General features: G+C 56.0%; 20 protein-coding genes and 1 pseudogene. 6 read left to right on the top strand and 15 right to left on the bottom strand.

Annotation, left to right across the window (positions count from 1 at the left end; all coding sequences use genetic code 11):
- Positions 1–34 precede the first annotated feature (34 nt).
- From ABLV08_RS21940 to pdxA, 9 genes are all read right to left on the bottom strand, one after another.
- Positions 35–1,663 carry a long-chain fatty acid--CoA ligase gene (locus tag ABLV08_RS21940; protein ID WP_348856257.1) on the bottom strand — a complete coding sequence of 543 codons (1,629 nt, stop codon included), beginning with the start codon at positions 1,661–1,663 and terminating at the stop codon, positions 35–37.
- Positions 1,664–1,813: 150 nt separating this feature from the next.
- On the bottom strand, positions 1,814–2,101 hold the full coding sequence (locus ABLV08_RS21935; RefSeq protein WP_015367155.1) for a hypothetical protein: 288 nt from the start codon (positions 2,099–2,101) through the stop codon (positions 1,814–1,816).
- Between the two features lie 145 nt (positions 2,102–2,246).
- Complete coding sequence (tkt, locus tag ABLV08_RS21930; RefSeq protein ID WP_015367156.1) at positions 2,247–4,250, bottom strand: transketolase; 2,004 nt, start codon at positions 4,248–4,250, stop codon at positions 2,247–2,249.
- A gap of 18 nt (positions 4,251–4,268) precedes the next feature.
- Positions 4,269–5,219: a transaldolase gene (gene tal, locus ABLV08_RS21925; protein WP_048228654.1), complete on the bottom strand. Its 951-nt coding sequence runs from the start codon at positions 5,217–5,219 to the stop codon at positions 4,269–4,271.
- 28 nt (positions 5,220–5,247) lie between these two features.
- Positions 5,248–5,706 (bottom strand): ribose 5-phosphate isomerase B, encoded by a 459-nt coding sequence (gene rpiB / locus ABLV08_RS21920; RefSeq protein WP_015367158.1) that lies wholly within the window; start codon positions 5,704–5,706, stop codon positions 5,248–5,250.
- Positions 5,707–5,738: 32 nt separating this feature from the next.
- Positions 5,739–6,107 (bottom strand): PTS glucitol/sorbitol transporter subunit IIA, encoded by a 369-nt coding sequence (locus ABLV08_RS21915; RefSeq protein WP_348856253.1) that lies wholly within the window; start codon positions 6,105–6,107, stop codon positions 5,739–5,741.
- A 1-nt stretch (position 6,108) separates the two neighbouring features.
- A complete protein-coding gene (locus ABLV08_RS21910; protein WP_047045300.1) occupies positions 6,109–7,128 on the bottom strand; it encodes a 2-keto-3-deoxygluconate permease in 1,020 nt (339 codons plus the stop codon).
- A gap of 148 nt (positions 7,129–7,276) precedes the next feature.
- Positions 7,277–8,995, bottom strand: coding sequence for a four-carbon acid sugar kinase family protein (locus tag ABLV08_RS21905; RefSeq protein WP_348856252.1), 1,719 nt, complete (start codon positions 8,993–8,995; stop codon positions 7,277–7,279).
- 35 nt (positions 8,996–9,030) lie between these two features.
- Positions 9,031–10,038: a 4-hydroxythreonine-4-phosphate dehydrogenase PdxA gene (gene pdxA / locus ABLV08_RS21900; protein ID WP_015367162.1), complete on the bottom strand. Its 1,008-nt coding sequence runs from the start codon at positions 10,036–10,038 to the stop codon at positions 9,031–9,033.
- A gap of 243 nt (positions 10,039–10,281) precedes the next feature.
- Between pdxA and ABLV08_RS21895 the strand changes: the two genes are divergently transcribed.
- Together ABLV08_RS21895 and ABLV08_RS21890 are read left to right on the top strand one after the other, a co-directional pair.
- Positions 10,282–11,076 (top strand): triose-phosphate isomerase, encoded by a 795-nt coding sequence (locus ABLV08_RS21895; RefSeq protein ID WP_015367163.1) that lies wholly within the window; start codon positions 10,282–10,284, stop codon positions 11,074–11,076.
- Positions 11,077–11,111: 35 nt separating this feature from the next.
- Positions 11,112–12,074, top strand: coding sequence for a sugar-binding transcriptional regulator (locus ABLV08_RS21890; RefSeq protein WP_015367164.1), 963 nt, complete (start codon positions 11,112–11,114; stop codon positions 12,072–12,074).
- A 38-nt stretch (positions 12,075–12,112) separates the two neighbouring features.
- On the opposite strand, the gene cobB is transcribed toward ABLV08_RS21890, so the two are convergent.
- The 5 genes from cobB to lolC form a co-directional block, all read right to left on the bottom strand.
- Positions 12,113–12,937 (bottom strand): Sir2 family NAD+-dependent deacetylase, encoded by an 825-nt coding sequence (gene cobB / locus ABLV08_RS21885; RefSeq protein ID WP_015705056.1) that lies wholly within the window; start codon positions 12,935–12,937, stop codon positions 12,113–12,115.
- A 14-nt stretch (positions 12,938–12,951) separates the two neighbouring features.
- Positions 12,952–13,863 carry an N-acetylglucosamine kinase gene (nagK, locus tag ABLV08_RS21880; protein WP_015705055.1) on the bottom strand — a complete coding sequence of 304 codons (912 nt, stop codon included), beginning with the start codon at positions 13,861–13,863 and terminating at the stop codon, positions 12,952–12,954.
- A 105-nt stretch (positions 13,864–13,968) separates the two neighbouring features.
- Positions 13,969–15,213 (bottom strand): lipoprotein-releasing ABC transporter permease subunit LolE, encoded by a 1,245-nt coding sequence (gene lolE / locus ABLV08_RS21875; protein ID WP_348856251.1) that lies wholly within the window; start codon positions 15,211–15,213, stop codon positions 13,969–13,971.
- Positions 15,213–15,914, bottom strand: coding sequence for a lipoprotein-releasing ABC transporter ATP-binding protein LolD (gene lolD / locus ABLV08_RS21870; protein ID WP_015367168.1), 702 nt, complete (start codon positions 15,912–15,914; stop codon positions 15,213–15,215). The genes lolE and lolD overlap by 1 nt, the downstream gene beginning before the upstream one ends.
- Entirely contained in the window at positions 15,907–17,106 is a 1,200-nt protein-coding gene (gene lolC, locus ABLV08_RS21865) for a lipoprotein-releasing ABC transporter permease subunit LolC (protein ID WP_348856250.1), read from the bottom strand. Before lolC ends, lolD begins: the two co-directional genes overlap by 8 nt.
- A gap of 338 nt (positions 17,107–17,444) precedes the next feature.
- Here lolC and mfd point away from each other — a divergent pair, with 338 nt between their 5' ends.
- Positions 17,445–20,891: a transcription-repair coupling factor gene (gene mfd / locus ABLV08_RS21860; RefSeq protein WP_348856249.1), complete on the top strand. Its 3,447-nt coding sequence runs from the start codon at positions 17,445–17,447 to the stop codon at positions 20,889–20,891.
- Positions 20,892–21,056: 165 nt separating this feature from the next.
- The gene (locus tag ABLV08_RS21855) at positions 21,057–22,016 is read left to right on the top strand and encodes a L,D-transpeptidase family protein (RefSeq protein WP_196338442.1); all 960 of its coding nucleotides are present in this window, start codon (positions 21,057–21,059) and stop codon (positions 22,014–22,016) included.
- 229 nt (positions 22,017–22,245) lie between these two features.
- Here ABLV08_RS21855 and bhsA read toward each other — a convergent pair whose 3' ends face one another.
- Positions 22,246–22,503, bottom strand: coding sequence for a multiple stress resistance protein BhsA (bhsA, locus tag ABLV08_RS21850; protein WP_015705050.1), 258 nt, complete (start codon positions 22,501–22,503; stop codon positions 22,246–22,248).
- 124 nt (positions 22,504–22,627) lie between these two features.
- Between bhsA and ABLV08_RS21845 the strand changes: the two are divergent.
- Positions 22,628–22,690, top strand: a pseudogene (locus ABLV08_RS21845) (hypothetical protein); the annotation flags it as partial.
- Positions 22,691–22,752: 62 nt separating this feature from the next.
- A complete protein-coding gene (locus tag ABLV08_RS21840; RefSeq protein ID WP_015705049.1) occupies positions 22,753–23,388 on the top strand; it encodes a TetR/AcrR family transcriptional regulator in 636 nt (211 codons plus the stop codon).
- The last annotated feature ends 144 nt before the right edge of the window (positions 23,389–23,532 follow it).

Raw genomic sequence — 23,532 nt, 5'->3', positions numbered from 1 at the left:
TGATGCTGTAGACAATGCACAGACTCAGCGGTGGTCATCTTTCCTCGCGCATTAAAATCTGGCCGTACTCGTCACGAAGGCGATTCTTCAGCACCTTACCGGTGGCGCTAACCGGCAACGCATCGATAAAAATTATGCGGTCGGGGAACTGCCATTTCGGCACCCGCTCCTGATACCAGGCCAGCAGATCGGCCTCTTCGACTTCGCCCCCTTCAGCGCGGACGCATAGCAACACCGGGCGTTCATCCCAACGCGGATGACGTGCGGCAATCGCTGCGGCGCTGCGCACCGCTGGATGGGCGATGGCGATATTCTCCAGCTCGACGGTCGAGATCCACTCCCCACCAGATTTAATAATATCTTTCGCCCGATCGTGGATAACCAGATAGCCGTTAACGTCGAGGGTGCCGATATCGCCTGTATCAAACCAGCCATCAGCGGTCAGCGCACTCTCATCGCGACCAAAATAGTGATCGACCACCCAGTGGCCGCGAACCTGCAAATATCCCTGACTTTTGCCATCACAGGGCAGCGGTTTCCCGTCGATATCCACCACCCGCAAATCGATGCCGAAAATCGGCCGTCCCTGCCCATCACTCTGCTGACGCTGCTGCTCCGCCGGGAGTGCGGCGTGCTTACTGAGCAGCGTATTGATCGTGCCGATGGGCGACGTTTCCGTCATCCCCCAGGCATGGATCAGCTCAATATCATAATCGCGCTTAAACGCTTCTCTCATCGATGGCGGTAACGCCGAGCCACCGACGAAGGAGCGCTTGAAATAAGGCAGGCGAAGATCCGATTTACGCAGCGCCGCCAGCAGTCCGGCCCAAATCACCGGCACGCCAAAAGCCACGCTGACCTTCTCGGCGCTCAGCAGACGCAGCAGGCTATCGCCATCAAGGTGCGGCCCCGGCAACACCAGTCGCGCGCCGACCATCGCGGCAATAAACGGCGTTCCCCAGGCGTTGACGTGGAACATCGGCACTACCGGCAACAGCGAATCTTGCGCTGAAATGCCTGCACCGTCCGGCTGGTTGCCGCTTAGCGCATGCAGCACCAGCGAACGATGGGTATTCAGTACGCCTTTCGGCCTGCCGGTGGTCCCTGAGGTATAACAAAGCGAAGCAGGCGTCAGCTCACTCAACCCAGGCCAGCAATAGTCGGCATCCCCCTGCTGCAACAGCTGGTCAAAAAAGCGTAACGACGGCAGCAGATCCTGCGCGTCTTCACTATGCGGCTCCATCAATACGATATGTTTAACCGTCGGTAGCTGTGGCTGCAGTTGCCGTATTAATGGCAGGAAAGTCTGGTCAATAAACAGCACCTCATCGGCGGCATCATTGATGATATACAACAGATGTTCGACCGACAGCCGCGGATTGATAGTGTGTGTCACCCAACCGCCGGACGCGACGGCGAAATAGATTTCGAGATGACGACGGTTATTCCACGCTAACGTACCGCAGCGGGCGCCAGCGGGCAGGCCCAGCGTCGCCAGCGCCGAGGCCAGCCGTCGGGCGTTGCGGGCCACTTCTCCCCAACTGCTACGTTCTATTTCTCCGGCAGTACTCACCGAGACGATTTCCGTCTCGCGATGATACTGCGCCGCGTGTTCGAGTAGCGCTGAGGTCGTTAAGTGCTGATAAATCATCGGCGAAGGCATCACAGGCTCTCCTTATACAGGCTGATGGGCATGGCGGATGGAATCGCCGCAGGGTCTTCCACGATAACGATCAACACCGCGGCAGAGACAGGATAAAGATGGGATTGATGACGAGGCAGCCGGAAGCTGCCCGCCGATAAACGCCAGGTGCTACGCGCGCAGCGGATGGACGCGGGATTTGATCAACGCGTCCTCAACATCGAAATGGCTTAAAGGATAGTTGCTGGCCACCAGGTAGAAACGGCCATCCTGCGCTGGATATTCGTGAACATGATAGTTCACCATTTTCGGCGCAACCATCGGCTCATCATCAACGGTGCGTTTAGCATCTGAGGCATACTTTGAACGTACGGCCAGGCGGGTAGATTTAATATCGCTGTAAGTTTCGCCATGGTGCTCGTCGCCGAGGATCAGGTAATCAACGTACTCAGGTGGCATCTCACGCTCCTTCTTGGTCGCCAGAGAGTAAGAATATGCCATAAACGACGGCAGCATATCGCTTCGGTAGTCACAATATTGCAACTAAAAAATAACACATTATGAGTATCGCCCGGCAACGTTCCGGGCGATAGCGGTGAGACGATTACAGCAGTGCTTTCGCTTTGGCGACAACGTTGTCAACGGTGAATCCGAACTCTTCAAACAGCTGCTCTGCCGGCGCAGACTCACCGAAGGTGGTCATGCCAACGATGGCGCCGTTCAGGCCAACGTATTTGAACCAGTAGTCCGCGATACCGGCTTCTACCGCTACGCGGGCAGAAACGGCTTTCGGTAGTACGGATTCACGATAGGCCGCATCCTGCTTGTCGAACGCATCGGTGGACGGCATGGAGACCACGCGCGCCTTCACGCCTTCGGCGGTCAGTTTGTCCCACGCGGCAACCGCCAGTTCCACTTCTGAACCGGTAGCGATGAAGATCAGCTCCGGCTGGCCGGCGCAATCTTTCAGCACATAACCGCCGCGGGCCACGTTTGCCAGCTGCTCTGCTGTACGCTCCTGCTGCGCCAGGTTCTGACGGGAGAGGATCAGCGCGGTCGGGCCGTCCTGACGCTCTACGCCATATTTCCACGCAATCGCGGATTCAACCTGGTCACACGGACGCCAGGTGGACATGTTCGGCGTGACGCGCAGGGAAGCCACCTGCTCTACCGGCTGGTGAGTCGGGCCATCTTCGCCCAAACCGATGGAGTCGTGGGTGTAGACCATCACCTGACGCTGTTTCATCAGCGCCGCCATGCGTACCGCGTTACGCGCATATTCCACGAACATCAGGAAGGTAGAGGTGTACGGCAGGAAACCGCCGTGCAGCGAGATACCGTTGGCAATCGCGGTCATACCGAATTCACGTACGCCGTAATGGATGTAGTTACCGGCGGTGTCTTCGTTGATCGGCTTAGAACCGGACCACAGGGTCAGGTTGGACGGCGCCAGGTCGGCAGAACCGCCGAGGAATTCCGGCAGCAGCGGGCCAAACGCTTCGATGGCGTTCTGCGATGCTTTGCGGCTGGCGATCTTCGCCGGATTGGCCTGCAGCTTAGCGATGAACTCGTTAGCTTTGGCGTCGAAGTCAGACGGCATTTCGCCTTTCATACGGCGGGTGAATTCGGCGGCTTCCTGCGGGAAGGCTTTCGCGTAGGCGGCAAACTTGTCGTTCCACGCCGCTTCTTTCGCCTGGCCAGCTTCTTTCGCATCCCACTGCGCATAGATGTCAGACGGGATTTCAAACGGAGCGTATTTCCAGCCCAGCGCTTCGCGGGTCAGCGCGATTTCCGCGTCGCCCAGCGGCGCGCCGTGGGAATCATGGGTGCCTGCTTTGTTCGGCGAACCGAAGCCGATGATGGTTTTGCACATCAGCAGGGACGGTTTGTCGGTGACCGCGCGCGCTTCTTCTACCGCGCGTTTGATGGCGTCAGCGTCGTGACCGTCAACGCCGCGCACCACGTGCCAGCCGTAGGCTTCAAAGCGTTTCGCGGTATCGTCGGTGAACCAGCCTTCAACGTGGCCATCGATGGAGATGCCGTTGTCATCATAGAACGCCACCAGTTTACCCAGTTTCAGGGTACCGGCCAGGGAGCACACTTCGTGAGAAATGCCTTCCATCATGCAGCCGTCGCCCATGAAGGCGTAGGTGAAGTGATCAACGATGTCGTGTCCTGGACGGTTAAACTGCGCCGCCAGCGTTTTTTCCGCGATAGCCATACCGACTGCGTTAGCGATCCCCTGGCCCAGCGGGCCGGTGGTGGTTTCCACGCCTGCGGTGTAGCCGACTTCCGGGTGGCCCGGAGTCTTGGAGTGCAGCTGACGGAAGTTTTTCAGTTCTTCAATCGGCAGATCATAACCGGTGAGGTGCAGCAGGCTGTAAATCAGCATGGAGCCGTGACCGTTGGACAGCACGAAGCGGTCGCGATCGGCCCAGGACGGGTTCTGCGGGTTATGGTTCAGGAAATCACGCCACAGGACTTCGGCAATGTCAGCCATGCCCATCGGGGCGCCAGGGTGGCCGGATTTGGCTTTCTGTACAGCGTCCATCGAGAGTGCGCGCAGCGCGTTGGCGCAGCGGCGGCGAACGACAAGAGTGTTATTCATAGCGGTCTTCCCTGCTGCTTACAGCATCTGGCGAATTTGGTTTTCAAGTTTCAGTTGATCGGCGGCAAACAGCCGAATGCCTTCCGACAGTTTCTCCACCGCCATCGGATCCTGATGATGCTGCCAGAGAAACTCAGCCTGGCTCATCGGCGACGGTCGAGTTTCGCTGACGTAACCGGGCTGGAGCTGACGACTGAGCGGTGCGTCGTTAGCCGCCAGCTCATCGAGCAGCGCCGGGGAAATCGTCAACCGGTCGCAGCCCGCCAGCGCCTGAATTTGCTCAATACGGCGAAAGCTGGCGCCCATCACTACGGTGTCGTAGCCGTGGGATTTGTAGTACTGATAAATCTGGCGTACGGAAACGACGCCCGGATCGAGGTCGGCCTGATATTCCGTCTGGGGTTGATGCTTTTGATACCAGTCGTAGATCCGCCCGACGAACGGCGAAATCAGATAGACCCCCGCTTCGGCGCAGGCGCGTGCCTGGGCAAAGGAAAAGAGCAGCGTCAGGTTACAGTTAATGCCGCTTTTCTCCAGTTCCTCCGCCGCGCGGATCCCTTCCCAGGTCGCCGCCAGCTTAATCAGGATCCGTTCGGCGCCGATACCGTTTTTTTCATACATCTGGATTAGCTTGCGCGCCTGCGCGACGCACATGCCACGATCCCAGGCGTAACGCGCGTCGACTTCGGTGGAGATACGCCCGGGTACATGGCGCAGTACTTCGCTGCCGATATCCACCGCCACCTGATCGCAGGCATTAATCAGTTGGGTTTGTTCGCTGCCGCCCTGACGGCGCGCTTTACCGATGGCGTCGGCGATCAGCGCCTGGTACTGCGGAAGTTGGGCAGCCTTCAGCACCAATGACGGATTGGTCGTAGCATCCTGCGGCGAAAATTTTTTAATCGATTCAATATCGCCGGTATCGGCAACGACCACGGTATAGGATTTCAGGGTATCAAGCTGGTTCATAGTCTGTTCCTTTCAAAAAAACCGGGAATTAATCTCTGGCATGCTGGTGTTCGTAATAATCGATTCGTTCAACTTTCGGCGCTGAACCGCCGCCCTCGTATTCTGCCGCCAGCCACGCCTGGAGGATTTTTTTGCCTAATTCCGTGCCGATAACCCGCGCGCCAAGGGTGATAATCTGCGCATTATTGCTTTTGCGCGCCCGCTCGGCGGAGAAAGTATCGTGACACTGCGCGGCGCGAATACCCGGAACTTTATTCGCCACAATGCTCATGCCAATGCCGGTACCGCAAATTAAGATCCCGCGATCGTGTTCACCCTGCTTAATCGACATCGCCACCGCGTGAGCGACATCCGGATATACCGTGCTACCCTGGCGTTTATCGCTGCTGTAATCCGCAACGTTTATTCCTGACTCCTGCAAATAAGCGACGATGACATCGCGAAATGCATAGGCGGCATCATCCGCACCAATAGCGATCGTTTTCATAGTTAATTCCTTAGATTAATAACAGATTTAATTTAAAGTGTATAAATTGAAATTTGGTCACCCTCACTTATTATTTTGGGTGAACTGCCTGCCAGGTGAACCATCCCAGGTAATTCAGCCTGCGCGGCGTTATCAAAACTCAAGGTAATATGGCCAAGCCGTTTTAAATTCGCCGTTGCCACGCTGCCCACCGCGGTGATGCGATACTGAGTATTATTTAGCGATAGTATCTGTCCGGGAGCTAATTCCGCCGATAAATCACTGGCGCGGTGCAGCGCACAATACATGGCAATATCCGCAGATGCCGGTTCAGCAAAGAGAATTAATTTATTTTCCGCGAGATAATTTGTGACGTATTCTCCCACGGCGGTAATTGACAACGAATACAACGGTGATGGCATATTATTTATTCCCCCGCGGCGCATGCGATGGTAGCGACACCGGTTTGTCATCTTCTTTTACTGGCGTATCCTCTACCTGCGGGGCGCGCTTTTTCAGACGTTTGTCAAACCAGGCCACCAGAACCGGCGCGGTGAGCATGGTAATAATACTGGCGGTAGCCAGCTGCGCGGTGGCGGCATCAACGTACATCGTCAGCGACGGATCCGCCTGCGCCACCAGAGCTGGCGTCAGTGCGGAACTGGCGGCCGTGGTGCCGAGCGCTGCGCCCAATGCGGTCTTCCTCTTAAGAAACAGGTTATACAGGAAATAGAAAATAATGCCGGTGATGGCCGAGATAACGCCCAACAGAATGCCTGACAGCCCGGCGGTAAACACGGTATCAATGCTTGAGTTAGCGCCAATGGCAAACGACATAATGATGATAATCAGCGGCTGCGCCGCGGCGCAAAGCTGTTTGAAGCGCTCATCGAGATTCCCCCATAGCATGCCGATCAGCAGCGGGATCAGCATCGACAGCAGCGCGGCAAAGGGGATATTAGCCAGACCGCTGACACCCAACACCACCATGGTGACGAAGGGACCGTCTTTAATGCAAAACACCGATATCGCTCCGGCGTCGCTGGCATCGCCATAGTTGCTACACAGCGCGATATACAGTGAACTGTTAGAGCTGGTTAAACAGGCAATCAGCGCCAGGGTCGAAATACCAAGGAAACCAGCCGGACCAAACATCGCCCCTGCCGCCCATACCGCCAGCGCCCCAGCAAGACATTTAAGGAACAGCAGCACCGCGCCTTTATACAACGGCAAACCGGCCTGGCGAATATTAATCGAGGTTCCGCAAATTAGCAGGAAAATCCCCATCATGGCGCTGGAGCCAACTTTAAACAGTGCCGTTGTCGGGCCGCCAATCGCCAATACCTGCGGCACAAAAGTATTAATAAGAATGGCGGCAAGCAGTGGGATAATAATTAATCCACCGGGTACCTTATTCATTTTATCCAGGATATTTATATTCATAGGGTAGCTCATCTTAGTTATATATATCCAGCCCTCTTCAAGTTGTATCGACGAATAATGCAATTACGGCTGATAACTTAAAGTATTTAGGGCACAGAGAGAAAACGACGCAATACCACCCGGACTACAATTACGTCGCCTTGGATTATTAATTTTGTGCTTCTTTATAAATCCGTTCGACAATGGTGCTAATAATATCTTCCGGGCCGGTTAATCCGCCCTTGCCGACGCAAATTAACCCAGCATAATCACCGCCGATAATTCGCACCATATCAGTTTGCGGGATCACGTAGTCAATCATTTCAATACCGGTTGCGCCAAGCTCTTTCAGGACGTTGACCATTGTGTCGCCTCCGGTCATATAAAGCCCTTTTATTTCCCCACCGGCGCAGTTCAACACCTCACGCACGATGCTGCCCAGTCCCTGGTTGATATTCTCCGCCGCCTGGCCGTGAGAGAGCCCGAAACGCCGCTCCTCCTCCTGGAGATCCAGAAGCCGCCCGGTCAACGCCGACTCAAAGATGAATAAGGCGTTTTGCTGCTGCGGAATGCAATGACGGGCATGCTGTACCACCCGCTGTACTTCAATTTCCGCGGCATTCTTTTTATCCACCAGCAGTTCCGCATCCACCGGGATGTGGCATACCCGCGGATCGTTGGCGATCAAATACTGTAATTGTTTTTTGGTCACCGGCGTGGCGCTGCCCGCCACCACCAGAATCGAACCACGCTGCTGCTCTGCGGTCTGCGGAGCCAGCGCTGCGACGCGAGCTTCACGCATCAGGCCACGGCGCACCGCCAGCCGTTCGGTAAAGGGGCCCGGGTCGACGGCCAGTACATTCCAGTTCAACGCAACCACCGCCCCGGCAATCGCATCAACATCCTCGACGGTGATCGCGTCAACAACGATAACTCGTACTCCGCGTTGCTGTTGCTCCTGCAGATCAATTTCAATCTGCGACTCGCCCTTCATTACCGAAGAGAGAGAAATATGGCCAACCTGATGATGCGTTTGCGCCGCCAACAGCCCCGGTACCCAGGATTCCGTTACTGGCGTGCGGACATCGCGGGCAACGTCGGTACGCGAGAGCGCGACTGAATCAATAACCGAATAGCCGCCCACGAGGATCCGCCGCGACTGCGGCATCGCCGGCACCACGACCGCCACCGTTTCCAGCGGCAGTTGTTCGAGCATAGCGTCAATTTCAAAACCGATGCCGCCGCGCAAGGTGGTATCGATGCGCTTGGTAAAATAGTGCGCGCCGCGCGCCTGTAACTGCTGTACCGCCGCGCTCACCTGGTGTTGGGCTTCGGCTTTCGGCAGCGGCCGACTGTCGCTACTAACAACCATGGCCGGATATTCCACCTCATTGCGCGAGAAGGACTCCGTATCAAAGAAAGCCGCCGTCTTCAGGCCGCTACGCGCCAGCAGGACGCCAAGGGTCGTCGCGCCGGTGAGATCGTCTGCGACGATACCCAGCGTGCCGCCTTCTCCCTGCGGCCACACCACCTCAATACCGGCAGGCGTGACCCCGGAGACATATATTTCCTCGTGGATATATTCCGCCAGCGGTCCGCTCTTTCCGGTGGGGTGTAAATTGATGGTCGGGATCCCGCGTTTCGGATACAGGCCGCAGCGCAGGGTGCCGCCGCAGTCAATCACCATCAGGCCAATTTCCGCTTCCGGCGGCTCGCCATTTTTAAATACATCAACGGCTGGCCAGCCGGTCAGCTCACACAGGCGCTCAACTACCGGGGGACACATCCCACCGGTGATATACGCAATCTTTTTCGCCTGACCGATATTTACCGTCAGCGGCCCGCCCCAGCCTTTACTGCCTTTGCTAATCAACAGATGCTTTTCCATCTCTCTGTCCTTTTGATTTGCATTAACGTCAGCGATTATTGATGCTTCATTTTCCAGTAACGCGCGGCCACCAGCGTCGACTCCAGCATACTGACGGTGCCCGCCTTGCCGGTACCGGCGATATCGAAGGCCGTACCGTGATCCACGGAGCTGCGCATAAACGGCAGACCGAAGGTAATGGTGATCGAACGTTCAAAATCGAGCGTCTTACAGGCGATATGCCCCTGATCGTGATACAGGGAGAGAATGGCGTCATAGCGGCCCTGTTTACCAAGATGGAACACCGAATCCGCCGGTACCGGGCCAATGGCATTGATACCTAGCTCTTGCGCCGCTTTCACCGCCGGAATCAGGTTATCGGCCTCTTCATGACCAAACAGACCGTTATCAGAGCCATGCGGGTTCAGCGCGGCAACGGCAATGCGCGGGTTGCGAATATTCAGTTCGCTAAATTCATGGTGGATTTGTTGCACACAGGCCAGCACACGCTCTTTGTTGGCGTAATCACAGGCGGCTTTCAGCGCCATATGACGGCTGACGAAGAACACGCGCAGATTATGCACATGGAACATAGTCAGCCCGTAGTCGGATTTGGTCTCAACCTGATAGATTTCGGTATGGCCCGGCAATTTACAGCCCGCCAGCTTGATCGCCTCTTTATGGATAGGCGCGGTAGATACCACATCGATAAGCCCTGCCATCCCCAGCTCGATAGATTTCATCACATAATCCAGCGACATCTCGCCCGCCAGTTTTTGCACTTTACCCCATTCGATGCTGTCGCAGTCGTATTCGCCAGTCTCCATGATATCCAGCGTGCCCCAACGGAAACGGGCCTGTTCCGGATGCGTAATGCGGTTGATGGCAAAATCGCAGCCCATGATCTTCATCGCCCGCTCGACGATAGCAACCGAGCCTATCAGAAAAGGGTTGCACTCGTCATAGACGCCTTTGTCCATCATGGTGGCAACGGTGATCTCCGGGCCGATCCCTGCCGGATCGCCGATGGTGATTGCAACAACGGGTTTTTTCTCTTGTGACATCGTGAGCCTCTCGTGGTAGAAGTTAGTTGTTCATATGTTCACTATCAAATCAGATGTTCAAAACATTACCTGATGATCGCGTAACCATTAGTGATGCCGATCACATAAAATAATCTGAGAATTTATTTCATCAAAAAACGTGATCTAACATGTGTTCACACAATGATAAAAAGTTCAATCTCAGTGCTATCAGCACAAATCGATGTGACAAGCTATTGATTTTATTAATCAGGAGAAGTGAAGATGAAACCGATATGGTTAGGAACCAGCTGGAAGATGAACAAACCGCTATCGCAGGCGCTAGCCTGGTGCGAAACCCTGGCGCAACGTTTACCGCAGGTGACGCATCCTGATATTCAATCCTTTGTTATTCCCCCCTTTACCGCCATTCATCCCGTCAGCCGCTTTATCCAGCAGCACCATCTGCCGTGTCTGACCGGCGCACAAAATATGCATGAAGCGGAGAACGGCGCGTGGACAGGCGAGATTTCCGCCGCCATGTTGCAGGAAACCGGGGCGACACTGGTCGAACTTGGCCACTCAGAACGACGCGGCGCGTTCAATGAGTGCGACGCGGCCATTAACCAAAAGGTGCATAGCGCCCTGCGCCATGGATTACGCCCACTGATCTGCATCGGCGATAGCGCTGATGAAAAGCGCTGGCAGGTGTCTCAAGAAAGCGTAGTGCGGCAGATGAAAATCGCCCTCTATGGCCTGAGCGATAGTCAGGTGTTGCAAACGCTGGTGGCCTATGAACCCATCTGGGCTATCGGCGAACAGGGTACGCCGGCGACGCCGGAACAGGCCGCGGCGGTGCATCAGGCGTTGCGTCAGGCGCTATGCGCGACTTTCGGCGATGAGACCGGGCAACGTATTCCCCTGCTCTACGGCGGCAGCGTCAATCTGCAAAATGCGGTAGAACTACTGCGCCAGCCGGATATCGACGGCCTGTTTATCGGCCGCGCGGCATGGGACGCCAACGGCTATTGTGAAATTGTTCAACGCGTTACACAGGAATTTATTCTTCAGGCGCAGTAGTATTAAGGGGACACCAGAGATGGAAATTCCACGCTATGAATGAACAAGACTCAGATTACGCGCTGCTCACTGAAATCGCAGTCGCCTATTACGATCGGGAACAGACGCAGGAAGAGATAGCCAAACGTTTCGGGATCTCGCGCATCAAAGTGGGGCGACTACTGAAAAAAGCGCGTCAGGAAGGCATCGTTGAGATAAGCGTTAAGTACCACCCGGTCTTTAGTTCGCAGATTGAACAGCAGTTTATTTCGCACTTCGGGATTAAACGCGCGCTGATTGCCCTCGATCATCATGATGAAGATGAGCAGCGCCAGCAGGTGGCGGCGTTGGTAAGCAACTATCTTGCCGGCGTGTTAAAGAATGATATGACCGTCACCGTCGGTCAGGGGCGGAACGTGGCGGCCGTCGCTAATCACGTTGGCGTATTCCCGGAGCGCAACTGCCGCTTCATCTGCGGCATCGGCGGCACCAAGCGCGATAACCAGCTCATTGACGCCGACCATATCAGCCGGAATCTGGCGCGCAAATTTAACGGCTTTAGTGAAACGCTGTATGCGCCAGCCTATGTCGAAACCCCGGAGCTACGTTCGGCGTTTATGCAAAACCGCCTGATCAAAGCCACGCTGGAGCAGGCCAGCAAAGCCGACGTCGCCATCATTGGCCTTGGCGATATGAACGAGAACAGCTTTATGGTCCAACTCGGATGGTTCACACCGCAGGAAATCGCTTCCGCGCGGCAGGATCAGGGCGTGGTTGGCGACCTTGCAGGGTATAGCTTTTTCAATATTCAGGGTAAGCCGGTTGATACAGTAATGAATGACCGGGTGATCGGCCTGAGCCTCGAGCAACTGCGTTCCATTCCTTGCGTTATCGCCATTGCTTCGGAAAGCACTAAAGCGACGGCCATCCTCGGCGCGCTCCGTACCGGGGTTATAGATGTGCTGGCGACCAGCGCCTCAAATGCCCGCTCGGTTATCAATATGCAAAAAGCGCTATAAAACCGCCGCGTCAGACGCGGCGGTTTGACGTTAAGCCGTTACAGCCCTTTCAGCAGCTTATCAATGAACTCGGGCACCACTTCGCTTGCCAGCCCGTAATGTTTCTCAGCGAATTCGCTGCCGACCTGGCTGGGTTCAAGGTTTAGCTCGACGGTATGCGCGCCGTGCAGACGGGCTTCATGGACGAAACCCGCCGCCGGATAAACGTGACCAGAGGTTCCAATAGCAATAAAGATATCGGCCTCGGCCAGCCCGCTGTAGATCTCATCCATCCCCAGCGGCATCTCGCCAAACCATACCACGTGCGGGCGCAGCGCCGCCGGGAACTGGCAGCAGTGGCATTTGTCATCCACCGTCACGTCACCGGTCCATTCCAGCACCTGCCCGCTCCACGAACAGCGTACCTTCAGCAACTCGCCATGCATATGGATAACCCGGCGGTTACCCGCGCGCTCGTGCAGATTATCGATGTTCTGCGTCACCAGCAGAAAACGATCGCCAAGCGCCTCTTCCAGCTTCGCCAGCGCCAGATGCGCGGCATTAGGAGCGATTTCTGCGCTCTGCAACTGGCGGCGGCGGGCGTTATAAAACGCCTGCACCAACGCCGGATCGCGGGCAAAACCTTCCGGTGTCGCCACGTCCTCCACCCGGTGTTCTTCCCACAGGCCGTCGGCGGCGCGGAAGGTTTTAATCCCCGACTCTGCCGAAATACCGGCGCCGGTTAACACCACCACCCGCGGTTTATCTATTGCCTGCGGCGGCATTTTGTCTTCGCCGAAGAAGACACGTTGCCGTAAGCGATCGCGTAACTGGCGTTTTTTACGGCGGAAACGGCTTAAGCGATGTAAGCGGCGCGACAGCATAGCTACCCCTGTAATTAATGAGTCAAATGAAGGAAGGCCGCACCGCGCATACCTCCGGCGTCGCCATGACGCGCGCGCTCAATGCGCGGCACCCGGGCGACCGGAAGCAAATGACGCGGCAGGCGCTGCGCCAGCCCTTCGGTTATAGCAGTAAAATTAGATAATCCGCCACCCAACACCAGCAGATCCGGATCGACAATGGTGAGGATATTGCCCAGACAAACGGCCAGTAGATCGAGATAACGCTCGACGTGCTCCCGCGCCTGCGCATCACCCTGCAGCCACAGATCGACGATCCGCGGCGAAGTTAAGGATTGGTGATAAAAATGCTGATACAGCCAGGCGAATCCGCGGCCGGAAAGATAGTTCTCGATGCAGCCGAGCTGACCACAGCCGCAACGGGTCAGCGGAAAATCGCGCCCCACCACTTCCAGGGCGTCTACCGGTAGACGAATATGGCCGAACTCGCCGGTGATGTAGCTGTGGCCGGTTATCGATTTACCGTTAAGCACGATCCCGCCGCCCACGCCGGTGCCGAGGATTAATCCCATCACCAGCGGATATTGGGTAAATTCATCATCCCACGCTTCAGATAACGCAAAACAGTTGGCGTCATTATCAAGACGCACTTCACGCCCCAGGCGCGCGCTGAGATCAACGCGCAGCGGTTGGCCGCTGGCGGCGGGTACGTTGGCGGCATACAGCTTGCCCTCCGCGGTTTCCGGCATGCCGGGGATACCGATACCGACCGCGCCCTCCACGCCAAAGCGCCGATCGGCTTCGCGAACCAGCGCTTCAATCGCCTGCAGGAAAGCCTCATAGCTTTCCGTTGGAGTGGGGACGCGTTTTTCCCACTGCAGTTGCCGGGCGTTATCAAATACGCCCAATGCTATCTTGCTGCCGCCAATGTCAAATCCGTAGTACATTTCAGCCATTCCTCTTATTGGCCCCAACCCCTCATCCTTTGGGCTGTATCTGCTTTCACAGCACTGGCCTAAGGGATGCGGCGTTTGACGGGCCACGACGATAAATTACTGGCCACTCAGCACCCTCGCCGGGTCAATACGACTGGCGCGGCGGGCGGGATACCAGCTGGCCAGCAAACTCAGCAACAGTGCTGTCACCAGCACATAAACGACATCCAGCCAGTGCAATTCAGACGGCAGGAAGTCAATAAAATAGATGTCGCCGGAAAGGAATTTATGCCCGATCAACGCTTCGATACCGTTGATAATCGATGTCAGCTTCAGCGCGGCTATCACGCCGATCACTACCCCGATCAGGCTCCCGACCGAACCGGCCAATAAACCATACCATACGAAAATCGCGCGGATTAAGCCGTCTTTCGCGCCAAGCGTGCGCAGCACCGCAATATCGCCGCTTTTATCTTTCACCGCCATCACCAGCGTCGAGACAATGTTGAAACAGGCGACGCCGATAACCAGTACCATGGCGAGATACATAATGGCGCGGATCATCTGAATATCACGGTACATATAGCCATAAGTGCCGATCCAGCTCTTGATATAGACGTAGCTGTTGGTCACTTCGCCGGCGTCGCGTACCAGCGTATTCGCGTGAAAAACGTCGGTGACTTTAATGGCGATGCCGGTCACGCTGCTGCCCATATCCAGATACTGCTGGGCGTCCGCCATTGGGATCATCGCGAAGCTATGGTCCAGTTGGCCGCTCAGTTGCAGAATCCCGGTCACGTGTAGCCTGACGCGTTTCGGCTGCAACAGCTGGTGCTCGGAATCTGAATTGGGGATCATGATCGACACCCAATCGCCCTGCTTCACGTGCAGCGCATCGGCGACGCCTTTACCCAGAATTACCTGTTGCTCGCCGGCCTTAAAGTTGGTCCATGCGTTGTTCTGCACAAAGTTTGGTAGCGAACTCAGGCGGCTCTCCTGCTGCGGATCGACGCCCTTGACCTGAATAGCGCGCATATTGCTGCCGCTCTCCACCAACCCGGTAAAGTTGATATAAGGCGCAGCGGCGACGATGCCTTTCACTTTTTCAACTTTCGTCAGCGCTTCGTTCCAGTTATTCCACGGCTGGTTAACCGGCTCGATTTCGCCGTGCGGCACCACCGCCAGAATGCGGTTGTTGAGCTCGCGCTCGAAACCGTTCATCGCGCTCAGGCCGACGATCAGTACCGCCACCCCTAATGCGATGCCGATAGTAGAGATGACGGAAATCAGCGAGACCATACCGCCGCGGCGTCTGCCGCGGCTAAAACGCAGCGCAATCAGTAACGATAACGGTGAAGCCATTACTGGGCCCCCATCAGGGTCAGGTCAGCCGTCAGGCGGCCATCGCGCATCTCCAACTGGCGGTTCATGCGTTTCGCCAGCTGCAGGTCATGGGTCACCACCAGGAAAGCGGTACGCTGCGCCACGTTGAGCTCGCCCAGCAGCTCAAAAATACTGTCGGCATTGCGGGCGTCGAGGTTGCCGGTCGGTTCATCCGCCAGTACCAGCCGCGGTTTGTTCACCAGCGCGCGAGCAATCGCCACGCGCTGGCGCTCGCCGCCGGAAAGCTCCGACGGACGATGATGGCTACGGTGTTCCAGGCCGACCGCCTGCAGCATCGCTTTCGCCTGGCGTTCGATATCCGCCGCTTTTTTCTTGCCAATCAGCAGCGGCATCGCCACGTTTTCCAACGCGGTAAAATCCGGCAGCAGATGGTGGAACTGATAGATAAACCCGAGTTCGCGGTTACGCAGATCGGCGCGAGCCGCGGCGGAGAGCGAGCTCATCGGCTGACCGGAGAAAATAACATCGCCGGAGGTCGGCGTATCCAGCCCGCCAAGCAGGTGCAGTAGCGTGCTTTTGCCGGAGCCTGAAGAGCCGACAATCGCCATCATTTCACCCTCTTGAATGCTGAAGCTGACATCGTGCAGCACATCGGTTTGCACGTTGCCTTCCTGATAGCGTTTGCACAGGTTGTCGCATTGCAGCAGGATCTTATTCATAACGTAAAGCCTCAGCGGGTTGGGTGGCGGCGGCGCGCCAGGAAGGATACAACGTAGACAGCAGGGCCAGCGCCATCGCCACCAGAGCGATAATAATCACCTGCAGCGGCTCAATCGCCACCGGCAGGGCCGCGCCGTCCAAAAACACGCCGATAATCGGCATTAAATTATTCAGCTGGCTGGCCAACAGCACGCCGAGCAGCGCGCCAAGCAGCGCGCCCACTATCCCGGCGCTGGCGCCCTGTACCATAAAGACGGCCATGATCTGCCGCGGCGTCAGCCCCTGGGTCTGCAGAATAGCCACCTCGCCCTGCTTCTCCATCACCATCATGCCAAGCGAGGTAATAATGTTAAAAGCGGCAACGGCGACGATCAGGCTCAGCAGCAGCCCCATCATATTTTTTTCCATCCGCACGGCCTGGAACAGCTCGCCTTTACGCTCACGCCAGTCCTGCCATTTGGTGCCATCAGGCAGCTTCTGTTGACTGAGCGTATCAACCTGCAGCGGTTGGCTGAGCCACAGTCGCCAGCCGGTAATATTGCCCAGTGGATAGCGCATCAGGCGGGAGGCGTCATCAATGTTGGTCAGCATTTGATAGCCATCGACTTCGCTGTTGGCGGCAAAGGTGCCGATGACGTTAAACAAACGCTGGCTCGGGACACGGCCCATCGGGGTAAACTGGCTGGCGGAAGGCACCATCACGCGAATTTGATCGCCGCTGTTAACCCCCAACTGACCCGCCAACTGTTCGCCGAGAATGACGTTATATTTGCCGGCCTGCAAATCGCTTTGTTTCACGTTCACCAGGTAAGGCGTCAGCGGATCTTTTTGCGCCGGGTCGATACCCAGCATCACGCCGACGGCGACGCTGCGGGCGCTTTGCAGCACCACATCACCGGTGGTGATCGGCGCGACGCGCGTCACGCCCTGCAGCTTAACGGCGCTTTCCGGCATTTTTTGCGGGTTGATAGAGCCCTGTTGGGCGCTAATGATAGCCTGCGGCATCAGCCCCAGGATGTTGTTTTGCAGCTCGCGCTCAAAACCGTTCATCACCGACAGGACGGTCACCAGCGCCATCACGCCAAGCGTAATGCCGATGGTCGAAAGCCAGGAAACGAAACGGCCGAAGCGGTCGGCTGCGCGCCCGCGCATGTAGCGAAGGCCGATAAATAGTGCGGCAGGTTGGTACATGTAATCCATCTGGTTGCTGATAGCCGATGTTCGAGTATATATGGCATAGCCCAACGCGTAAATCGCTGATACGGTAGATTTTTTCGCCAAAATAACAAAATAATAGTTTTAAATCAGAAAGTTAATTTAGAGTGTATATATTTATCAATCGCCACACGCTGTAGAAAACATGGCGCAGAAGGCCATTCGGGTTGGCGAAATCAGACCAATTGCGGATAATCAGAGACATTGAATATCAGCAATTTGCCCCTACATCGAAGAGCGAGTTGGCCGACTGCGGCCAAACAGTACACACAATCGCCTGATGGGATAGGCGCTAAGGGATCCTGACAACCGTTATGCCTGAACAATATCGCTATACTCTGCCGGTCAAAGCCGGCGATCAGCGCCAGCTTGGCGAACTCACCGGCGCCGCCTGCGCCACGCTGGTAGCCGAAATGGCCGAACGCCATCATGGCCCGGTGGTGCTGGTGGCGCCTGACATGCAAAACGCCCTGCGTTTGAATGATGAAATCAGGCAATTTACCGATAGCATGGTGATCGGCCTCGCTGACTGGGAAACCCTGCCCTACGATAGCTTTTCGCCACATCAGGATATTATCTCTTCGCGCCTTGCGACTTTATACCAGTTGCCGACCATGCAGCGCGGCGTGCTTATCGTTCCGGTCAGCACTCTGATGCAGAAGGTCTGCCCGCATAATTATCTGCACGGTCACGCGCTGGTAATGAAAAAAGGGCAACGTCTGTCGCGCGATGCGCTACGCACGCAGTTGGACAGCGCCGGTTACCGCCATGTCGATCAGGTAATGGAACACGGCGAATACGCGACCCGCGGCGCCCTGCTCGACCTCTTCCCGATGGGCAGCGAGCAGCCCTATCGCCTCGATTTCTTCGATGACGAAATAGACAGCCTGCGGTTATTCGATGTTGATAGCCAGCGTACTCTGGAAGAAGTCGAGGCCATCAATTTGCTGCCGGCGCATGAGTTCCCAACCGACCAGGCGGCGATCGAACTGTTCCGCAGCCAGTGGCGCGATCGCTTTGACGTGAAGCGCGATCCGGAACATATCTACCAGCAGGTAAGCAAAGGTACCCTGCCCGCCGGGATCGAATACTGGCAACCGCTGTTCTTCAACGAGCCGCTGCCGCCGCTGTTTAGCTATTTCCCCTCCAGTACGCTGATTGTGAATACCGGCGATCTGGAGCACAGCGCCGAGCGTTTCCAGAATGAAACCCGCGCCCGCTTTGAAAACCGCGGCGTCGATCCGATGCGCCCGCTGCTACCGCCGGAACAACTGTGGCTGCGCAGCGACGAACTTTTTAGCGAGCTGAAAAAATGGCCGCGGGTCCAGTTAAAAACCGAGCGTCTGGCGGAGAAAGCCGCTCATACTAATCTCGGCTATCAACCCCTGCCCGAGTTGGCGATTCAGGCGCAGAATAAAGCGCCGCTGGACAACCTGCGACGCTTCCTTGAATCCTTCAGCGGCCCGGTGATTTTCTCCGTTGAAAGCGAAGGCCGCCGCGAGGCGCTGGGCGAAATGCTGGCGCGCATCAAAGTTGCGCCAAAACATATATTGCGCCTGCAGGAAGCCAGCGGAAATGGTCGTTTCCTGATGATCGGCGCCGCCGAGCACGGATTTATCGACAGCCAGGCTAATCTGGCGCTGATTTGCGAAAGCGATCTGCTGGGCGAACGCGTCGCCCGCCGTCGTCAGGATTCCCGCCGTACCATTAACCCCGATACGCTCATTCGCAACCTGGCGGAACTACATATCGGACAGCCGGTGGTGCACCTTGAACATGGGGTGGGTCGTTATGCGGGGATGACCACCCTCGAAGCCGGGGGCATCAAAGGCGAATATCTGATGCTGACCTACGCCAACGACGCCAAACTGTACGTCCCGGTATCGTCACTGCATTTGATTAGCCGCTACGCCGGCGGGGCGGAAGAAAATGCGCCGCTACATAAACTGGGCGGCGATGCCTGGGCGCGGGCAAGGCAAAAAGCGGCGGAGAAAGTGCGCGACGTCGCCGCCGAACTGCTGGATATCTACGCCCAGCGCGCGGCCAAAGAAGGCTTCGCCTTTAAGCATGACCGCGAGCAGTATCAATTATTCTGCGATGGTTTCCCGTTCGAAACCACGCCGGATCAGGCGCAGGCGATCAACGCCGTTCTCAGCGATATGTGCCAGCCGCTGGCAATGGACCGCCTGGTCTGCGGCGACGTTGGCTTCGGGAAAACCGAAGTGGCGATGCGCGCCGCCTTCCTCGCCGTCGAAAACCACAAACAGGTGGCCGTGCTGGTGCCGACCACCCTGCTCGCCCAGCAGCACTACGATAACTTCCGCGACCGCTTCGCCAACTGGCCGGTACGCATTGAGATGCTATCGCGTTTCCGCAGCGCCAAAGAGCAGGCGCAGATCCTCGAACTGGCGGCAGAAGGTAAAATCGATATTCTGATCGGCACCCATAAGCTGCTGCAAAATGAAGTCAAGCTGCGCGACCTGGGGTTATTAATCGTCGATGAAGAGCACCGCTTCGGGGTGCGTCATAAAGAACGCATCAAGGCGATGCGCGCGGACGTCGATATCCTGACGCTGACCGCCACGCCTATTCCGCGTACGCTTAATATGGCGATGAGCGGAATGCGCGATCTGTCCATTATCGCCACCCCGCCAGCTCGCCGTCTGGCGGTAAAAACCTTTGTCCGCGAATATGACGCGCTGGTGGTTCGCGAGGCGATCCTGCGTGAAGTCCTGCGCGGCGGTCAGGTTTACTATCTGTATAACGATGTTGAAAATATTCAGAAAGCGGCGGATCGTCTGGCGGAACTGGTGCCGGAGGCGCGAATTGCCATCGGTCACGGCCAGATGCGCGAACGCGAACTGGAACGGGTGATGAATGATTTCCATCACCAGCGTTTTAACGTGCTGGTCTGTACGACAATTATTGAAACCGGCATCGATATCCCGACCGCCAATACCATCATCATTGAGCGCGCCGATCACTTCGGCCTTGCCCAGCTGCACCAGCTGCGCGGCCGCGTGGGTCGTTCGCACCATCAGGCCTACGCCTGGCTGCTCACCCCGCATCCGAAAGCCATGACCACCGACGCGCAGAAACGCCTGGAAGCTATCGCTTCGCTGGAAGACCTCGGCGCCGGCTTTGCCCTCGCGACCCACGATCTTGAAATTCGCGGCGCCGGCGAACTGCTGGGAGAAGGTCAGAGCGGACAGATGGAAACTATCGGCTTCTCGCTGTATATGGAACTGCTGGAGAACGCCGTCGATGCCCTGAAAGAGGGTCGCGAGCCGTCGCTGGAAGATCTCACCAGCCAGCAGACGGAAGTGGAGCTGCGCATGCCGGCGTTGCTGCCGGATGACTTTATTCCCGACGTGAACACCCGTCTGTCGTTCTATAAGCGTATCGCCAGCACCAAAAACGAACACGATCTGGATGAGATCAAAGTCGAGCTGATCGATCGCTTTGGCACATTGCCGGATGCGGCGCGTAATTTGCTGGATATCACGCGCCTACGCCAGCAGGCGCAAAAGCTGGGGATCCATAAGCTGGAGTGCAATGAAAAAGGCGGCGTGATCGAGTTTAACGAGAAAAATAATGTGAACCCGGTCTGGCTTATCGGTCTGCTGCAGAAGCAGCCGCAACATTACCGGCTGGATGGGCCAACTCGTCTTAAATTCTTCCAGGAGCTGGATGAGCGTAAAACACGTATGGACTGGGTACGCCAGTTTATGCGTCAGCTGGAAGAAAACGCCACCGCTTGATAAAAAAGAGATGCGGTTGTTAGAACCGCATCTCTTTACCTGTCACAGTTAGCAAACTTTACAAACATTTTGCAATCCACCTGGATTTCCCAACACTCTCCCGCGCCATAATTGACATTGATTATCTTATAAAAACAACCATTTATTTATTGTGGAATTATGGTAATGATAAATATCTCGCGTGTTACAACCTGGCTTACGGCATTCGCTCTCGCGGCGACGCTGGCCCTTCCCGCCCGCGCCAATACCTGGCCGTTACCGCCGAGCGGTAGCCGTCTGGTCGGGCAGAATCAGTTTCATGTAGTGCAGGATAACGGCGGATCGCTGGAAGCGATTGCCAAAAAATACAACGTTGGTTTTCTCGCGCTGCTGCAGGCTAATCCCGGGGTCGATCCTTATGTGCCGCGCGCCGGTAGCGTGCTGACCATCCCGCTGCAGACGCTGCTGCCTGACGCCCCCCGTGAAGGTCTGGTGCTCAATATCGCCGAGCTGCGCCTGTACTACTATCCACCAGGACAGAATAGCGTGACCGTTTATCCGATAGGTATCGGCCAGCTTGGCGGCGATACCCTGACCCCGACGATGGTCACTACCGTTTCCGATAAGCGCGCCAACCCCACCTGGACACCAACCGCCAACATCCGCGCGCGATATAAAGCGATGGGGATCGATTTGCCGGCCGTAGTCCCTGCCGGGCCGAATAACCCGATGGGACATCACGCGATTCGTCTCGCGGCCTACGGCGGCGTCTATCTACTGCACGGCACCAACGCCGATTTTGGTATCGGGATGCGCGTCAGTTCAGGCTGTATCCGCCTGCGCGATGCGGATATAAAGTCTCTGTATAACAAAATCACGCCGGGCACCAGGGTGAATATCATCAACGAACCTATCAAAGTTTCGGTAGAGCCAAACGGTACCCGTCTGGTGGAAGTCCACCAGCCGCTGTCCGAACATATCAATGACGATCCGCAGACGCTGCCAATCGTCCTGAATGCCGGCATGAAGAACTTTAAACAGGCACCGCAGACCAATCAGCAGGTGATGGAATACGCGATGGAGCTGCGCTCCGGAATGCCGGTCGATGTGACCCGCCATCAGCTTCCCGCTGAGCAAGCCATGTAGTGCATTTCCGGATGGTAGAATGTAAAAAACCCGCCAGGCACGGCGGGTTTTTTGTGGCAATCGCCAGCTTCGCTGACGAGGTTTCGCGGGGCGCGGTCCCATGAAGGGGTGTGGACAGCGTCGCGAGAGTGGCATAACAAAGGGAACGACTTTTACTGCTTACTACACGCGTTCTGCTGAAGGGGGTCAGGAACGCGTTTTGTCAGTGGCATGACAGGGGTTACAACATTTATTTATAGATAACTGCGGTACCGTGCAGGGTATTAGGACCGGTTACCGAGGTAATACGGTAAGAGGTCGCCCCCATCTCGTCGGCTTTCTGCGCCAGCTGCTCTTCAAGCGAACCCAGATTGGTGCCGGCGGATGCGGAAACGGTACCGATTTTATGTTGACCTGCTGGGGTGGATTGCACCTCAACAGCGGCGAAACTTGCGAATGAGAGTGAGCTCAGTACGGCAGCAAGTGCCAGTTTTTGGACGTTTTTCATGATTATTATACCTATGCAGATGATTTTTATAGTAGGGTCGCAAGAATTAACTTAACGATCGATAGGTAAATGATAATGTGATCCATGTCACAGGTCAACTCATTTTTATAACGATCATTTAACTATTTATAAAATGCTTAATTTTCATACATATATGAATTATTTATTTTTGGACTTCTGCCGCTGGTAGCGTGACGCGTTTATTTTTATAATGGCCGTTCAACAACCCAACATAGGTACAACGGCATCATGACAACTGACGTTCAAAGTTGCGCAAAAAAAAGCCGTGGCCGACCTAAAGTGTTCGACAGGGACGCGGCGCTGGACAAGGCCATGACACTTTTCTGGCAGCACGGCTATGAAGCAACTTCGCTGGCCGATCTCGTCGAAGCGACCGGTGCGAAAGCCCCGACGCTATACGCCGAGTTCGTGAACAAAGAAGGCTTATTCCGCGCGGTGCTGGATCGCTACATTTCCCGCTTCGCCGCCAAACACGAAGCCCTGCTATTCGATGACCACAAAACCGTCGATCAGGCGCTGCGCGACTATTTCACCGCTGTCGCCACCTGTTTTACCAGCAAAGATACCCCGGCAGGCTGTTTTATGATTAACACCTCCGCGGCGCTGGCCGCCTCTTCAACCGATATCGCCAACACCATTAAGTCGCGGCACGCGGTGCAGGAACAAACGTTGACGCAATTTTTACAGCAGCGTCAGCAACGCGGCGAACTCCCTGCGCAGGGCAATGTCTTGCAGCTGGCGCAGTTTTTAAACTGCATGCTGCAAGGAATGTCGATCAGTGCGCGCGAAGGCGCTGATTTTGCCACCCTGAAACAGATTAGTGACACGACGCTGCGCCTGTGGCCGCAAATCCTGCAACCTTAATCCCCTACCGGCGGCCGTCGCTCGCCGGTTTTTTCCCCATCTGCTGAATAACCTTACTTTTCTCAATATTTTCATTATGTTGATTTGTTGTAAATGATATTGATAACGATAATCAATATGTGCAAAATTCGCATTTGTCTTTCT

It is taken from the genome of Klebsiella sp. CN_Kp088 (assembly GCF_040064335.1).
GTDB classification, from domain to species: domain Bacteria; phylum Pseudomonadota; class Gammaproteobacteria; order Enterobacterales; family Enterobacteriaceae; genus Klebsiella; species Klebsiella aerogenes.
Note: the sequence above shows the minus strand (reverse complement) of the source record. Positions and strands in the feature narration are given on the sequence as shown.